Raw genomic sequence first — 15,197 nt, forward strand, 5'->3', positions numbered from 1 at the left:
GAGGACGTTTATGAACGGCACACTGCATTTCATGGAGCATCAAGAGCTGGATGCATCATCACTTCAACAGCTCGCACAACTGCTCATCTCTGTCGTTGAGGATGGGGCTTCAATTGGCTTTTTGCCGCCGTTGTCTGCCGAAGAAGCATTGGAATATTGGAGGGGCGCTACCCAGCCGGGTGTCCTGCTGTGGACGGCCTGGAAGGGAGAGAAGCTATGCGGGACGGTTCAACTGCAGCTATGCACGAAGGCCAATGGCAGGCATCGCGCCGAGGTCGCCAAGCTAATGGTTCATCCCGCGGAGCGGAATCAAGGTATCGCCAGAGCACTGATGAGCCGGCTGGAAGCAAGGGCAGAGCAGGAGGAGCGGCGCTTGCTTGTGCTGGATACACGCACGGGCGATCCCTCGAATCAGTTGTATCTTTCTCTGGGGTATCAAGTCGTCGGGACGATTCCTGGCTATGCCTTATCCGCTAGCGGAGACAAAGATGCGACGACGATCTACTATAAGGAACTTCATGTCTAATCCACGAGAGGAAGGTGGCGCATGAGCCAGGATATCCAGCTACAGCGCGTGTCGAGACAGCAGTCGATCCCGCTGACCATCGAGCAATACCGATTATGGTTTCTCCAGCAGCTTGAGCCGGACAGTGTGCAATTCAACATTAACTGGGCTTTTTATGCACATGGCGCGCTAGACGAGGCCCTGTTCGCCCAGAGTCTTAATCAGTTGGTTCGCAGACATGAATCACTGCGCACCGTGTTCCGGCAACATGGCGCAGAGCCGGAGCAAGTCATTCTGGATAAGCTTGAGATCGATATTCAAGCCTTTCATCTGAGCTCGCTCCCGGAGGAAGACCGGGAGCAGCATGCGATCGCGCTTATGCATCAGAGCATTGCCGAGCCGATCCTGCTGGATACAGGCCCGCTGCTGCGGATGAGCCTGTATCGGATCGATACGGAATATCACATCATGCTCATTACTATTCATCATATTGTCTGCGACTTCGTCTCTCTGGAGAAGATGATCCAGGAGCTGATTCATTACTATTATGCGTATGCTACAGGCAAGACGGAGGCGGAGCGGGAATTGCCGCCGCTGCCGGTTCAGTTCGCAGATTATGCGGTCTGGCAGAGGCAACGGCTGCAAGGCGAATCGTATCACAAGCAGTTAGCCTACTGGAAGGAAAAGCTGGGCGGAGAGCTGCCCGTATTGCGGATGCCGCTAGATCGTCCCCGGCCACCGGTTATGACACACCAGGGTCAACGGACGAAGTTTGCCTTCTCTGAGGAATGGACGAGCAAAATCAAGCAGTTTAGCCGAAAAAATGGCGTCACGCTGTTCATGGCTCTGCTGGCCGCCTATCAAACGGTGCTCTATCGGTACACGCTGCAAGAGGATCTGTGCATCGGCACCTCGGTCAGCAGCCGCAGCCGCCCGGAGCTGCAGCCTCTGATCGGGATGTTCGTCAATACACTCGTACTGCGGACGAAGCTGGACGGCAATCCGACATTCTCTGAGGTGCTCAAGCGTATGCGCAAGACAGCCTTCGGAGCGTTCGCGCATCAGGATATTCCCTTCGAGAAGCTGATTGAGGAGCTGAATGCAGAGCGCGAAGCCAGCCATAATCCGTTCTTCCAGACGATGTTCACTCTCCTTAGCGCCGCGGATCATGCCGAGGAAGGTACTTCGCTGCCAGGTCTTCAGCTTGTGCCCTTCGAATTCAAGGAGAAGGCCAGTGCGCTGGAATTATCCTTCACCATGACGGAGCAAGGCGGCGTGCTGCTCGGAACGATGGACTATAATAGCGACTTGTATGATAAAGACACCATCGATCGGCTGCTGAGGCACTTCCAACATGTGCTGCAATCGGTTGTCGAGCATCCCGGTCAGCCAATCCAGCAGATTCCGCTCATGCCTGAGACCGAGAAGGCGCATATGCTGGAGACGATGAGCGGGAAGCATCAGGTGTGTCCTCTTCCACAGTCAAGCGTGCATCAAATGGTTGCCGACCAGGCCGCACGCACGCCGCACGCGGTGGCGATCCTGCATAACGGAGTGGCACTGACGTACCGGGAGCTGGACGAGCGTTCACAGCGGCTGGCGCAGCAGCTAAGAGCGTCCGGGGGCAGCGCCAATCGGTTCATCGGCGTCTGCCTGGAACGCTCGATCGAATTAATCGTTGCACTGCTCGCCGTAATGAAATCGGGCAGCGCCTATGTTCCGATTGATCCGAATTACCCGGAGGAACGCATTGCCTATCTGCTGGAGGATTCCGGCGTCCATACCGTGATTGTCTCACCGGATACGAAGCCTCTGGTTCGAGCCGCCTCTACCGCCTCGCCGCTGCTGCTGGCAGAGGCCGAAGCAGCAGCCGCACGTGACGGAGCTGGCGCGCCCTTGCCGGTCGTTAACCCTGAACAACTCATGTATGTCATCTATACGTCAGGCTCGACAGGCAAGCCCAAAGGGGTCATGGTGCCTCATCAGGCCGTTGTTAATCATTGCTTGGGCGTCATGGAGCGATTCGAGCTGCGCCCATCCGATCGGGTGCTTCAGTTCACCTCCATCAGCTTTGACGTTGCGGTTCAGGAGATATTCCCCGCCTTGCTGGCAGGCGCTACGCTTGTCCTATGGAAGGATAGATTTCTGACCTCGAGCAGCGAGTTTCTGCAATGGATCGGGCAGGAGCAGGTCACTGTGGTCAATGCGACAACCGCGCACTGGAATCAGTTGGTCCATGATGTGAAGCAGAATCTCGCTTCGCTGCCGGAGCAGTTGCGTCTTGTAATCGTCGGAGGTGAGGCGGTATCTCGTGAAGCCTATGCCAGTTGGAGAAGCATAGCCAAGGGACGAGTGAAGTGGATCAATGACTATGGGCTGACAGAGACGACGATTACAGCTACGATGTTCTGCCCGGATGGAGATTGGCAGGCTGTCAAGGCGGTTCCGATCGGTACGCCGCTGCCCAATGTGGAGGTCTACATTCTGGACAGCTCGCTGCAGCCTGTGCCGGTCGGCGTCTACGGTGAATTATGTGTAGGCGGCGCGGGGGTTGCGCACGGGTACCTGAATCGGCCTGAGCTGACGGCGGAGAGATTCGTCAGCCATCCATTCCGGGACGATGAGGGCGCGCGACTCTTTCGCACAGGAGATATGGCGCGCTTCCTGCCGGACGGTAACATCGAGTTTGTAGGTCGACTGGATAGCCAGATCAAGATAAGAGGGTACCGGATCGAGCTGGGAGAGATCGAGGCGGCTCTGGAGCAATGCCCGGCACTCGCACAATCTGTCGTCGTGCCTAACAGGCTGAACAGCGGCGATACGATGCTCGTCGCTTATGTCGTGCCGGCTAATCCGCAGGTAGACCTTCGCGAGATCCGGGAGCATCTGAAGCATAGCTTGCCGGATTATATGATTCCGGGGAACTTCGTTGTAATCGATCGCATCCCGCTTACGGAGAACGGGAAGGTCAATACGGCGCTGCTGCCCAAGCCTGAGCTCCCCGCGCTCACCGCCAAGGAATATATAGCGCCGCGAACAAGCACCGAGCAAGCGGCAGTGGAGCTGTGGAGCGAGGTGCTCGGGCTTGCAAGGCTCAGCGTTGTAGACAACTATTTTGACATTGGCGGCAATTCGTTGCTCGCAACTCAGCTCGCAGCCAAGGCGCAGCAACGGTTCGGAAGCCGTGTTCCGCTCAAGTGGCTCTTCGAATACCCGACGCTGGAGGACTGGGCTTTGCAGGTAGAGCAACTGACAGAGCAGCAGCTCGCGGACACAGTCACGCAGTCTGCGCTGCATGCAACGGAGAGCTGCCTCGTTCAGATCAACAGGACAGGCAGTCAGCTCCCGATCTGCCTGATTCATCCGGTAGGCGGCAGCATCTCATGCTACTTCGCGCTAGCCAGGCAGCTCGGCGCCAGCCAGCCATTGTATGCCATGCAAGCGCCCGGCCTGGCAGGGACGAGCATGGCGGGGACGATGACCGTGGAGCAGATGGCCGAGGTTTATGTGAGAGAGCTGCTGGCGATCCAGCCTGTAGGGCCTTATCGGCTAGGCGGCTGGTCCTTGGGAGGCTTTATTGCTTATGAGATGGCTAGGCAACTGCTGGCATCTGGACATGAGGTATATCAGCTTATCTTGATTGACAGCTATCTGAACCGTCAGACGGAGATCAATGATGAGGTCATCTTCTACAACTTCATTCGTCAGTTGGCTGTTGGTGTGAATCAGAGCGTAGAGGAGTATGCCTGGCTTAGCTGGGATCGCTTCAAGGAGCACAGCGATGCGGCGATCTGCCGTCAGTTGAAGGCGGCCGGATTGATCCCCGGCTCGATGGAAGATGATGAGCTGAGGCGGATCTTCAGCGTCTATGCCGATACGGCCCGAGCCTTCTACGACTATCGACCTGCGGCTGCCGCGAAGCTGCCGATTCAGGAAGTGCAACTGTTCCGTGGTGAGGATTTCCCGCAGGAAGAGAGGGTGTGGGGAAGACTGGTTGAGTCCTTCACGGTCTATCCCGTGCAGGCGGATCATTTCTCCATTGTGCAGCATGAAGAGGTTGGGCGGCAAATTCACAGAAGCAGCGACCGCCTGGCGGGGCAAGCAACGGGCGAGTCGATGTTGGAGGGGCTTCGATGATCGAATTTATCGTAAAAATGGCGCTGTATTTTCTTCTCTGGACGCTGTACTCCTATACGATGCATGTTATCGCCCATATACCGCATAAGCGAAATGTGCTGCACAAGATTCACCTGGCTCATCACCGGTACGATTATGGAGATTCCAAATGGCCGCCATGGCATGACTTTTTCTTCTGGTTCGGCGGATGGAAGGAGTCGCTAGATGTATGGATTACATTCACGCTGCCGATTCTTGTCCTGATCTGGTTTGATCCGGTATACGGCATCTGCTTGTTCGGATTTCATTATATCTATGAGATATTCCTGTCCCGTAATGTGCTGGATCACAATCCGAGACTTACCGGGGCGTACACGAATGTTATACCTGTCGGCCAATTTCACCTGAAGCATCACAAGTTTTATAAGTGCAATTATTCGTTTTTTATCTCAATCTGGGATTATCTGTTCCGAACGAATGACAGCCATGTGTTCAAGGCTAGACGAGCGAGAAAGACGGAACGCGAACGGGCAGCAGCAGAGGAGGGAGTTCATTGAACGATTGGAAGCATAAGCTGGCTAGCTTGTCGCCAGAGCAGCGGGCGGCTCTGGAGCAGAAAATAAAGCAGAAAAAATCAGTGCAGGAGGCAGGAAGCCCCACTCCGCACTCCGCGTGCGGTATGAAGTTTTCATTGATCTTCTTTTCGGGGGACGGGTCAAGTGATCAGCCGGATAAATACCGATTGCTGCTGGAGAGCGCGGCATTCGCCGACCGAAACGGCTTCGCCGCCGTATGGACACCGGAACGGCACTTCCAGGCTATCGGAGGGCTGTACCCGAACCCTTCCGTATTAAGCGCAGCGATCGCAGCTACGACAAGCAACATTCAGTTGCGGGCAGGCAGCGTCGTCCTGCCGCTTCATCATCCGATTCGCGTCGCTGAGGATTGGGCAGTCGTGGATAATCTATCCGGTGGCCGTGTCGCCATCTCGGTTGCGACCGGCTGGCATCCGGCTGACTTCGTCCTCCATCCCGAGCACTACGAGCAACGCAAGGAGATCATGTTCCGCAATCTCGACCAGATCCGCAGGCTATGGCGCGGTGAGGCGGTCACCTATGAGGATATTGCGGGGGAACCGATCGAGGTGCGCACGCTGCCGCGTCCGATTCAGCCCGAGCTGCCGATCTTCCTGACGGCCTCCGGCAACCCGGCAACCTGGGAGAAGGCGGGCGAGCTAGGCTTCCATATCTTATGCTCGCTGGCGAATCACCCGGCCGAAGCGCTCAAGGAGCGCATTCAATTGTATCGCGAGGCGAGAGCACGGGCGGGGCATGCTCCGGAAGACGGCATTGTGTCGGTCATGCTGCATACGTATGTCGGCGAGAGCGACCAAGCGGTGAAGGAGCTGGTGCGGGAGCCGCTCAAGGACTATTTGAATACGTTCTTGGGACAATATGATACCCCTATGAATCCGTACCAGGACGAGAAGGTCATGAGCATCCTGAGCAATGATCGCGAGTCGCTTATTAACTTCGCATTTGAGAAATATTTTCAGATGAGCTCATTGATGGGCTCGAAGGGGAAATGCCGGAAGATGGTGGAGCGTCTCCATGAGCAGGGAGTGAATGAGGTTGCCTGTCTGCTCGATTACGGGTTGGAGACCGATACGATCCTGCATGGTCTGCAGGCGCTCGCGGAATTGAAGGATGAATATGCCCCTGTGGAAGTAGAGCACAGTGTTTAGCTTGATTAGTAGAGATGAGGGATCGTATGAATGAAGCAGAGCTTCAGTTGAACCAGCCATCAGCACCACCTTCACCTGCTGCATCATCTATCTGGAGAGACAGCCGCTTCTTGCGCTTCTGGTCTTCACAGACGATCTCTCATCTTGGGTTGCAAAACACGATGATGGCTCTCCCGCTTCTGGCGGTCATGTTCCTGCAGGCGACACCGCTTCAGATGGGGATTCTGCGGTCGCTGGAATATGCCCCCTTCCTGTTATTCGGATTATTCGCAGGCGTATGGGCCGACTATTGGCCCAAGCGAAAATTGCTCATTATCCTGGATTTTCTGCGCGCAGCCGTCCTGTTGAGTATCCCTATCCTGTTTCTGGCTGGCTCCATGAGGATGGTTCACGTCTGGATAATTGGCTTCACGGCAGGGGTATTAAGCACGTTCTATGCTATTATCAGCCAATCTGTGCTGCCGCATGTGCTCACCAAGGAACAGTTTGTGGGCGGCAATTCCAAGCTGGAGCTGAGTCGTTCGCTATCGGAAATGACAGGGCCGAGCATCGCAGGTGTGCTCGCCCAGCTCCTATCGGGGGCGACCGCTATCTTCTTGTACGTGCTCTCGTTCATTGCCTCGGGCCTGCTCCTATGTACGACAAGATTCGAGGAGACGGTACGCAGGCGGGTTAAGGGAAGCGGCGATACGATCTGGCGGGAGATGGGGGAGGGCTTCACCTTCGTGTTCCGTAATCGGCATCTCCGCTCGATTGCGGCATGCTCCTCCACCAGTAATTTTTTCTTCAATATGATGCAGGCGATTCTCGTTCTGTATGTAACACAGGATATTGGGCTGCGTCCGTCGGTGATTGGCCTGTTGATTACTCTCGGAACGATCGGCGCATTGGTTGGTTCCTTGTTCAGTGATTGGATTATTCGTCGCTTTGGTATGGGGAAAGTCATTGTCGCAGCGTCCTTGGGCCAAGGTCTCGGGGCGTTGCTCATGATCGGAGCGAAGGGGAGCCAGGAGCTCGCGTTTCTGTTCATGCTCTCGTCACTCCTTGTGGTCACCTTCTGCACCACGGTATACAACATTGCGCAGGTCAGCTATCGGCAGATGATTACCTCGCCCGAGCTGCTCGGGCGGATGAATGCTACGATGAGAACGATCGTCTGGGGCGTCATTCCGTTCGGGGCGCTGGTAGGCGGTCTGCTTGGCAACCTGCTCGGGCTGTATGCGACCATCGTCATCTCGGCTTTTGGCTTGACACTGTCATTCTTATGGGTGATGCTCTCGCCTGTACGCAGGATCACATGACCGCACATCGATTGGGGAAGGAGGGGGGAGATCGTGCACATAGAGGCGCTGGAGACGAGCCGCTATACGGTGTATCCGATACGAACCGAGTCCGCGCATAGTATTAATTACTGCTACCTCTTAGTAGACAAGGCCACGCGGCAGGGGGCGCTTGTTGATCCGTCCTGGGAGGTGGATACGATCCTTCAGCGCCTTAACGGGCTTGGGGTGGAGCTAACCTCGATATTGCTTACCCACTCTCATTTTGACCATACCAATCTTGCAGCGGCGATGGTACAGCGCCATCGCTCCGCGCAGGTGTATATGTCCCGAGTGGAGATCGAGATGTATGCCTTCCACTGCCGAAATCTACATCCGTTGACCGATGGAGACCCGATTCAAGTGGGGGAGACGCTGCTAAGCAGCATATTAACACCTGGACATACGGCAGGAAGCATGTGTTTTTATACCGAGGGTGTCATGTTTACAGGCGATACGATATTTACGGAGGGCTGTGGCAAGTGCAGTCCGTGGGGAGGCTCTGCGAGCCAGATGTATGATTCGGTTCAACGAATAAAGGCCTATCCGGCAGAAACGGTCATCTATCCGGGTCATTCATTTGGCGCTCCGCCCGGACAGACACTGGACTACCTGCAGCAGAACAATATTTACTTCGTCATACAAACCAAAGACACCTTCGTACAATTCCGAATGAGGGAGAAGCAACCAGCAGCGATGGTATTTTACTGAAATAACAAGCCCGCGCTAGGGCGATTTCATGGCCTGACGACCGCACATTAATGAATGGCCCCCAAGCATAGACTTATCTAAGCTTTGGGGGTACCGTTCATATGGGGCGGTTTTTTTGATTCATTTCCCAGCGGGAGCTTCAAACGAGAAGCCTAGGCAAAGCGAAGAAAGAGTTTTAATTTCTTACTCGTTGGGGTATCATTATGTATGGGTATATATTCTAGTAAAGGTTAAAATTAAGAGTTGCTATAATCAGAAGGTGGGGAGAGCAATGGGATCAAGAATTATGCATGTCATTATTGCGCATCACATTGCAGAGCAGCTATCATTGGAGGATCGGTCTGCATTTTTGTTTGGAAGCATTGCACCCGACGCGGTTACGACGAAGAACGAATCCCATTTCTTCACAGGCGATCACCAAGACGGGTCCCGGAGCATTGATTACAGAGGGTTTTTATATAAATATAGTCGACTAACAGAGCACCCGTATATATGGGGTTATTTTACTCATTTGATCGCTGACGATCTATGGTTAAAGGGATTTTATCTATCGTGGTTGAGAAATAGAATGGATGCAAATCAGGAATTTTATAATTTATATCATAATGATTTTCGCTTATTGAATGGAAAATTATTAGAATACTATGGCATCACAGACGACCTGAGAGCTACACTGAATGGTCGCTCTCCATTAACTGCTATAACAGAGGTTGCGCCCATCGATGTGGAAGCTATGCTCCCGGATGTATTAGGAGATATGGAGTACGATGAGCACGCTATACATGACACACTTCAAGTCTTCACGTTGGAGCAGATTATTGGATACATCGAAACCTCCATTGAGCTAGGCGTGCTGAACATGAAGCAGGCGGCTCTTCTCTATCCCAATTCAATGCGTAAAATGCAAAAAATCTGATTGGGGAGGGGAATGAATAGGATGACTTCACAGGATTGCTTCATCTGTCGCAAGCATAAGGGCGAGTTTTACGTTCATGGCGGATGTATCTATGAGGATGAATGGGTATATGCAGGACATATTGGGGCTAATGATCCCTTGGTTTATTTGGGCTACTTGATAGTAGATGTGAAGCGGCATGTCGCCGGCTACGGCGATTTAAGTGATGAGGAGGCGCGCGCTATAGGAGCTATAGCCAATAAGCTGGGCCGCGCATTAAAAAGCACAGAAGGCGCTGAGCATCTGTACAGCTTTGTACATGGGGATGCCTTTCCCCATTTTCATATCCACCTCATCCCGAGATATCCAGGCACACCCGCATCCTATTGGCACCCGACTCTTATTCGCGATTATAGCGGGGTTCGGGGTACAGCAGAGGAAGTGGAGGCGCTCTGCTCCCGATTGAGAGGTGCTCTTCAACATGACAGCTAATAAAGCTTGCATGACAATCAAACTGTAGACAGCACCACATGGATAGTCTTCTATTCCCGATCGACTGGATTTTGGATGGCATCCTTATATTCATCGAAGTAAAGCTGGCCACTCGTACTTCTTACAGCATAATTTATAGAGTGGAGCGACTTGCCCTGTCGTTTGATTTCCTTGACGAGCCACTCCTCGGTCAAGTCATTGTCCTTCAGGTTGTCGGTAACGATTTTGCCGTCCATGATAAGCTCCAATGGGAACAACTGGGTCGAAGGAGACGGCGGATAGAGATCCTTCCGCAGTAGTGGACGGTATGCATCCTTTTTCAACACCGATACTCTTCCATTTAATTCAAGAACAGCATAATCAACCTCATCGATGTCAAATATATTTTTTTCCCTGAGCTCTTGGTTTAAGGTATCCTGTGTAAGCTTGAGCTTCTTCATATTTTCTTCGAGAATTTTTCCATTTTGAATGAGCACTGTAGGCTGTCCGGAGATTTTCTTGCGTAATTTACGGCTCTTCAATGCAAGAACCATCATCAAATAGGCGATGAAGCTGAACACAAGCAGGGAAGTCAACGGCTCCCAAAAACTCATCTTCAGGTTATAGGCCAGATTCGCGGTCAGTGCCCCGAGTGTAATCGCTGCAACAAAATCATGGTAGGTCATCTGGGCAACCGTCGATTTGCCAAGCTGGCGGGCAATGATCATCATGATGGCAAAAGCAAAGATGGAGCGCCATAAAATTTCCCAAATATGATGCATGAACATTCTCCTTGTATGGACTTGTTGGTTGATGCGGCCTGTTACACCTATTCTAACCATCATTTGTAAACCCATACGAATTGTCTATAGCTCCATTATTTCCGAACAGCATGCTACAGTGAGCTACATCAAGAGAGTGCGTAGAAGAAGGGCAGACAGGCTATAATTTACGTGCCTTGATCACGAAGGTTACGGGAAGCATCCGCGCTTTTTTAGCGAAATCGCTGTCTGACCTCGTCATTTCTTCATCAGAGTGCTCAATAAGCTGTTCAATGAGAAACCCTGCTTTGGCCAGCGCATTTACATAGGTTGATAGCTTGCGATCCGATAAGGTCAGCGTACTGTCACCAAGCGATACCGAGTACCAGGATTCATCAAAATAGCTCTTTTTGAATTCAAGCCGGTCGTTTTCAGCTACAACACATTTGTGTATCGGGTGTGACCAACTGAATATAAATATCCCATCTTGTCTAAGGTAAGAGGCAATCCGACAGAAGGTACCGTCAAGATCAGTCGTCCAGCCGATAGCATAGATCGAATAGACGAAGTCAAAATATTGCTCAGGAATACCACATGCCTCTTCCATAGGGGAGCAGACTAATTGTGCGGATAGGCCGCATGACGTCAAATGCTGCTCCGTCTTGTCGAGTTGGTTTTGCGACAGATCCATTCCCCATAACTCGGCTACATTACGCTCGCCTAGATATTGCAACGAATGCCCGCTTCCGCAGCCTATTTCCAGCACTCTCTTTCCCGCAACATCACCAAAGAGCTGAAAGTTCTCTTCCGAGACAAATGCTCCATAGAGGGGCAGCGAGGTTGCTCCTAGAATCTCATTTCCCTTGGTATCCCAAAAGATGCTGCTTGTCTTATGTATATCACTCTTGTTCATATCAACAGAGATAGCGCTTCCAACCTCTCCAGCGCCGATAATGTTTGTTCTCCCTGAATGAGTACCCAAAATCTACCATCCTCCAATGTAAGTCATAAACTAGAAACATCATTTCACTTATATGTGACCCTGTAACGCAAGTGGATGAGAACGTATGATCTCTATATAGTATACACTCATTCTTTGGGTTTTTCCACCCCTTTCCATTGGCGAGCCCTTTAGCTTTGGATCGATTTGATTTACAACAGTAGTTGATATAAAATAGTATTATATGATAGATATTTATATCATATTGGTACGATGACTTCATACCCAATCATTCTATTCAAGAGGTGGTTAATGATGAAGAACACTACACAGGTCAAGATTCCTCAACCCAAAACATTTGGACTGCTTGGGCACTTGCCGCTAATCGACAAGGACAAGCCATCTCTGTCTATTCTCAAGCTTGCGCAGGAGTATGGGCCAATCTTCCAGCTCTCTGTGCTAGGGGAGACCGGCACTTTTATTTCTGGTCACCAGTTGGTTAAGGAAGCATGTGATGTAGAGCGGTTTGACAAGTATGTATACAGCGAGCTTCAAAATTTGCGGGCTCTCGGCGGCGACGGGCTGTTTACCAGCGACACGACAGAGCCTAACTGGCGCAAAGCTCACAATATTCTTCTCCCCACCTTTGGCAAGCAAGCGATGAAGGGTTATCACAATATGATGCTGGATATAGCTGAGCAGCTCGTTCAGAAATGGGCGCGACTCAATCCCAACGAGAGCATTGATGTTCCCGATGATATGACACGCTTAACGCTGGATACGATTGGACTATGCGGCTTTAATTATCGTTTCAACAGCTTTTATAGAGAACAACACGATCCCTTCATTCTCAGCATGGTACGCTCCCTGAATGAAGCGATGCTCAAGAGCTCACGGCTTAGCATCCAGAATTGGCTGATGGTTAATACGAGGAAGCAATTTGAAGCAGATATTCAGTCCATGTTCAAGCTTGTGGACAAGATTATCGCGGAGCGTAAAGCCAACGCTACGGGGGAAGAGAGAGATCTGCTCTCCCGCATGCTGAATTCGAAGGACCCGGAGACGGGAGAGGGACTATCGGATGAGAATGTTCGTTATCAGATCATCACGTTCTTAATTGCTGGACATGAGACGACGAGCGGGCTGCTGTCCTTTGCGATCTATTTCTTGCTGAATCACCCGGAGGTTCTGCAGAAGGCATATGAGGAAGTGGATCAAATATTGACAGATCCGTTGCCGTCTTATGAGCAGGTACTCCAGCTCAAGTATATCCGGCTCATTCTCGATGAATCGTTGCGGCTATGGCCAACTGCGCCAGGCTTTGATGTGTATGCGAAGGAAGATACCGTGATCGGCGGTCAATACCCGGTCAAAAAAGGAGAGAGTATCAGCATCGTGCTGCCGCAACTGCACCGGGACAAGGATGCCTGGGGCGAGGATGCAGAAGAGTTCCGTCCAGAGCGGTTCGCTGATCCCTCGAAGGTTCCTTATCATGCGTATAAGCCGTTCGGGAATGGCGAAAGAGCGTGTATCGGGATGCAGTTTGCACTATATGAGGCAACTCTGGTTCTGGGAATGATCTTGCAGAGATTTGAGCTGGATGATTATCTGGACTACCAGTTGGATGTAAAGCAAACCTTGACGCTTAAGCCAGGGGACTTGAAGATTCGCGTGAAGCAGCGCCCCGACAAGCATCCACTATCCTTCTCCAGCATGAGTACGAAAACGATGGTTTCACCAGAGAATATGACTCGTTCAGCTAAAGAGGGCAACCCACGCTCAACGCAAGCTATCGCTGGTGCGGATCAATTATCGCTGCTTGTCCTGTATGGGTCTAATCTGGGTACGGCAGAAGGGATTGCTAGAGAGCTGGCGGATACTGCTCAGATGTATGGCTTCAATAGTCAAGTGGCCGAATTGAATGAGTGGGCGGGCAGGCTGCCGACGGACGGGGCTGTGCTGATCGTGACGTCCACCTACAACGGTAAGCCTCCACACAATGCAGCTAATTTTGTTCATTGGCTGGAACGGACAGAGGCAGGCGATCTGAGCGGTGTGCGGTATGCTGTCCTCGGCTGCGGCGACCGCAACTGGTCCAATACGTACCAGAATGTACCGCGATGGATCGATGAGCAGCTAGAACGCAAGGGAGCTGTCCGGCTGTCTCCGCGCGCTGAAGCAGATGCTGGCGGAGATTTCGAGAAGCTAGTTAACGATTGGCGTGAGAACACATGGAAGAACGTAATGGATACCTTTGGGCTGGAGATGCCAAGCAAGGACGAGTTCAATCACAAGCCTGATAGCTTAGAGATCGAATTCGTAGCGGATGGAACAATCAGCCCGATTGCCCGAATGTATCATACTGTCAGTGCGCGAATAACGTTTAATATGGAGCTGCAGGGTCAAGATAGCGACCGTAGCACAAGACATATCGGGATTCGGCTGCCTGATGGGCTCTCCTACCTTGAAGGAGACCATCTTGGCGTATTGCCTAACCATAGCAAGGCGAATATCGATCGAGTTCTTCGCAGATTCCGTCTTCACGGCGGAGAGAGACTTGTACTGAAAGGCAAGGGAGCGAAGCTAGCCCATCTTCCGCTAGAGCAGCCTGTTCATGTTCAGGAATTACTGAAGCACTGTGTGGAGCTGCAGGAGACCGCCACTCGTGCACAATTGCAGGCTCTTGCCCAATGGACGGTGTGCCCGCCCCATAAGCGAGAGTTGGAGGAGTTGCTCACCGAGGATAAATTCCGGAGCGTGATTCTAGGCAAGCGGATTTCCATGCTGGACTTGCTGGAGAAGTATGAAGCATGCGAGTTGCCGTTGGGTTCCTTCCTGGAGCTGCTGCCTCCGCTGAAGCCGCGATATTACTCTATCTCCAGTTCACCCAAGCAGCATCCAAGTGAAGTGAGTCTGACGGTAGCTGTAGTAGATGCACCTGCCTGGAGCGGGAGAGGGCAATATCGAGGTGTAGCGTCCAACTATCTTGCTGGGCTGCATGCGGAGGATGAGGTGCAGGTGTTCGTCCAGACCCCGACATCGGGCTTCCAGCTTCCAGACGATCCATCTGTGCCAATCATCATGGTTGGGCCTGGCACGGGAGTCGCTCCATTCCGTGGCTTCCTGCAGGCACGTCAAGCCCTTAAGCATAATGGAGCAGCGCTTGGCGAAGCACATCTGTTCTTCGGTTGCCGCAACGCTTCTGACTATCTCTATCGGGAAGAGCTGGAGGCCTATTCCGAGGAAGGCATTGTTACACTGCATACAGCATTCTCCCGCTACGGAGAGAAGCCATGCTATGTTCAGCATAGGATGGATGAGCACGCAGAAACCCTGTTGAACATACTGGCCAGAGGCGGCAAGCTGTATATCTGTGGTGATGGAAGCAACATGGCTCCTGATGTCGAGGCCACACTACAACAAGCGTATTGCAGGATATACAACAAAGATGCCGAAGAATCGGCTAGCTGGCTCAAGCGTTTGGAGGAAGAAGGACAGTATGCTAAGGATGTATGGGCTGGCCAGAGCAATCGGTAACTAAGCCAACGGGGAGCTTCCCCGTTGGCTTTTTGGTTAGACTGTTTCACAAAACCCGTATTTTGTACATATGTCTTTGCGGGGTGGTGTCAACTCCGCTGACACCACCCCGCTTAGCTCCGCGTAGCAAGAAGCCTACCGCGAGCCGCTCAACAGCCACGCTGCGGCTATCTGATCGCGAGCCGGTTTTAGGGCTTA

General features: G+C 52.3%; 11 protein-coding genes. 9 read left to right on the forward strand and 2 right to left on the reverse strand.

All coding sequences use genetic code 11. The features are described from left to right. Window positions 1–10: 10 nt before the first annotated feature. The 8 genes from ACY1JZ_RS03565 to ACY1JZ_RS03600 all read left to right on the forward strand — a co-directional run bounded on the left by ACY1JZ_RS03565 (window position 11) and on the right by ACY1JZ_RS03600 (window position 9,782). The gene (locus tag ACY1JZ_RS03565; protein ID WP_462628100.1) at window positions 11–526 is read left to right on the forward strand and encodes a GNAT family N-acetyltransferase; all 516 of its coding nucleotides are present in this window, start codon (window positions 11–13) and stop codon (window positions 524–526) included. Between the two features lie 21 nt (window positions 527–547). Further along, window positions 548–4,642: a non-ribosomal peptide synthetase gene (locus tag ACY1JZ_RS03570; protein ID WP_462628101.1), complete on the forward strand. Its 4,095-nt coding sequence runs from the start codon at window positions 548–550 to the stop codon at window positions 4,640–4,642. Further along, window positions 4,639–5,178 carry a sterol desaturase family protein gene (locus ACY1JZ_RS03575; RefSeq protein ID WP_462628102.1) on the forward strand — a complete coding sequence of 180 codons (540 nt, stop codon included), beginning with the start codon at window positions 4,639–4,641 and terminating at the stop codon, window positions 5,176–5,178. Before ACY1JZ_RS03570 ends, ACY1JZ_RS03575 begins: the two co-directional genes overlap by 4 nt. Next, window positions 5,175–6,365 (forward strand): LLM class flavin-dependent oxidoreductase, encoded by a 1,191-nt coding sequence (locus ACY1JZ_RS03580; RefSeq protein ID WP_462628103.1) that lies wholly within the window; start codon window positions 5,175–5,177, stop codon window positions 6,363–6,365. The genes ACY1JZ_RS03575 and ACY1JZ_RS03580 overlap by 4 nt, the downstream gene beginning before the upstream one ends. A 26-nt stretch (window positions 6,366–6,391) precedes the next feature. Continuing rightward, window positions 6,392–7,666, forward strand: coding sequence for an MFS transporter (locus ACY1JZ_RS03585; protein ID WP_462628104.1), 1,275 nt, complete (start codon window positions 6,392–6,394; stop codon window positions 7,664–7,666). 33 nt (window positions 7,667–7,699) lie between these two features. Beyond that, window positions 7,700–8,395: an MBL fold metallo-hydrolase gene (locus tag ACY1JZ_RS03590; RefSeq protein ID WP_462628105.1), complete on the forward strand. Its 696-nt coding sequence runs from the start codon at window positions 7,700–7,702 to the stop codon at window positions 8,393–8,395. Between the two features lie 271 nt (window positions 8,396–8,666). Continuing rightward, window positions 8,667–9,311 (forward strand): zinc dependent phospholipase C family protein, encoded by a 645-nt coding sequence (locus tag ACY1JZ_RS03595; RefSeq protein ID WP_462628106.1) that lies wholly within the window; start codon window positions 8,667–8,669, stop codon window positions 9,309–9,311. Window positions 9,312–9,323: 12 nt separating this feature from the next. Further along, window positions 9,324–9,782 carry an HIT family protein gene (locus tag ACY1JZ_RS03600; RefSeq protein WP_442954886.1) on the forward strand — a complete coding sequence of 153 codons (459 nt, stop codon included), beginning with the start codon at window positions 9,324–9,326 and terminating at the stop codon, window positions 9,780–9,782. A 50-nt stretch (window positions 9,783–9,832) separates the two neighbouring features. Here the strand turns inward: ACY1JZ_RS03600 and ACY1JZ_RS03605 are convergent, their stop codons facing one another. Beyond that, window positions 9,833–10,543 (reverse strand): DUF421 domain-containing protein, encoded by a 711-nt coding sequence (locus tag ACY1JZ_RS03605; protein WP_462628368.1) that lies wholly within the window; start codon window positions 10,541–10,543, stop codon window positions 9,833–9,835. A 160-nt stretch (window positions 10,544–10,703) separates the two neighbouring features. Next, window positions 10,704–11,435: a class I SAM-dependent methyltransferase gene (locus ACY1JZ_RS03610; RefSeq protein ID WP_462628369.1), complete on the reverse strand. Its 732-nt coding sequence runs from the start codon at window positions 11,433–11,435 to the stop codon at window positions 10,704–10,706. Between the two features lie 342 nt (window positions 11,436–11,777). Between ACY1JZ_RS03610 and ACY1JZ_RS03615 the strand changes: the two genes are divergently transcribed. Beyond that, window positions 11,778–14,999 carry a bifunctional cytochrome P450/NADPH--P450 reductase gene (locus ACY1JZ_RS03615; protein WP_462628107.1) on the forward strand — a complete coding sequence of 1,074 codons (3,222 nt, stop codon included), beginning with the start codon at window positions 11,778–11,780 and terminating at the stop codon, window positions 14,997–14,999. The last annotated feature ends 198 nt before the right edge of the window (window positions 15,000–15,197 follow it).

The organism is Paenibacillus sp. J5 (assembly GCF_054955055.1).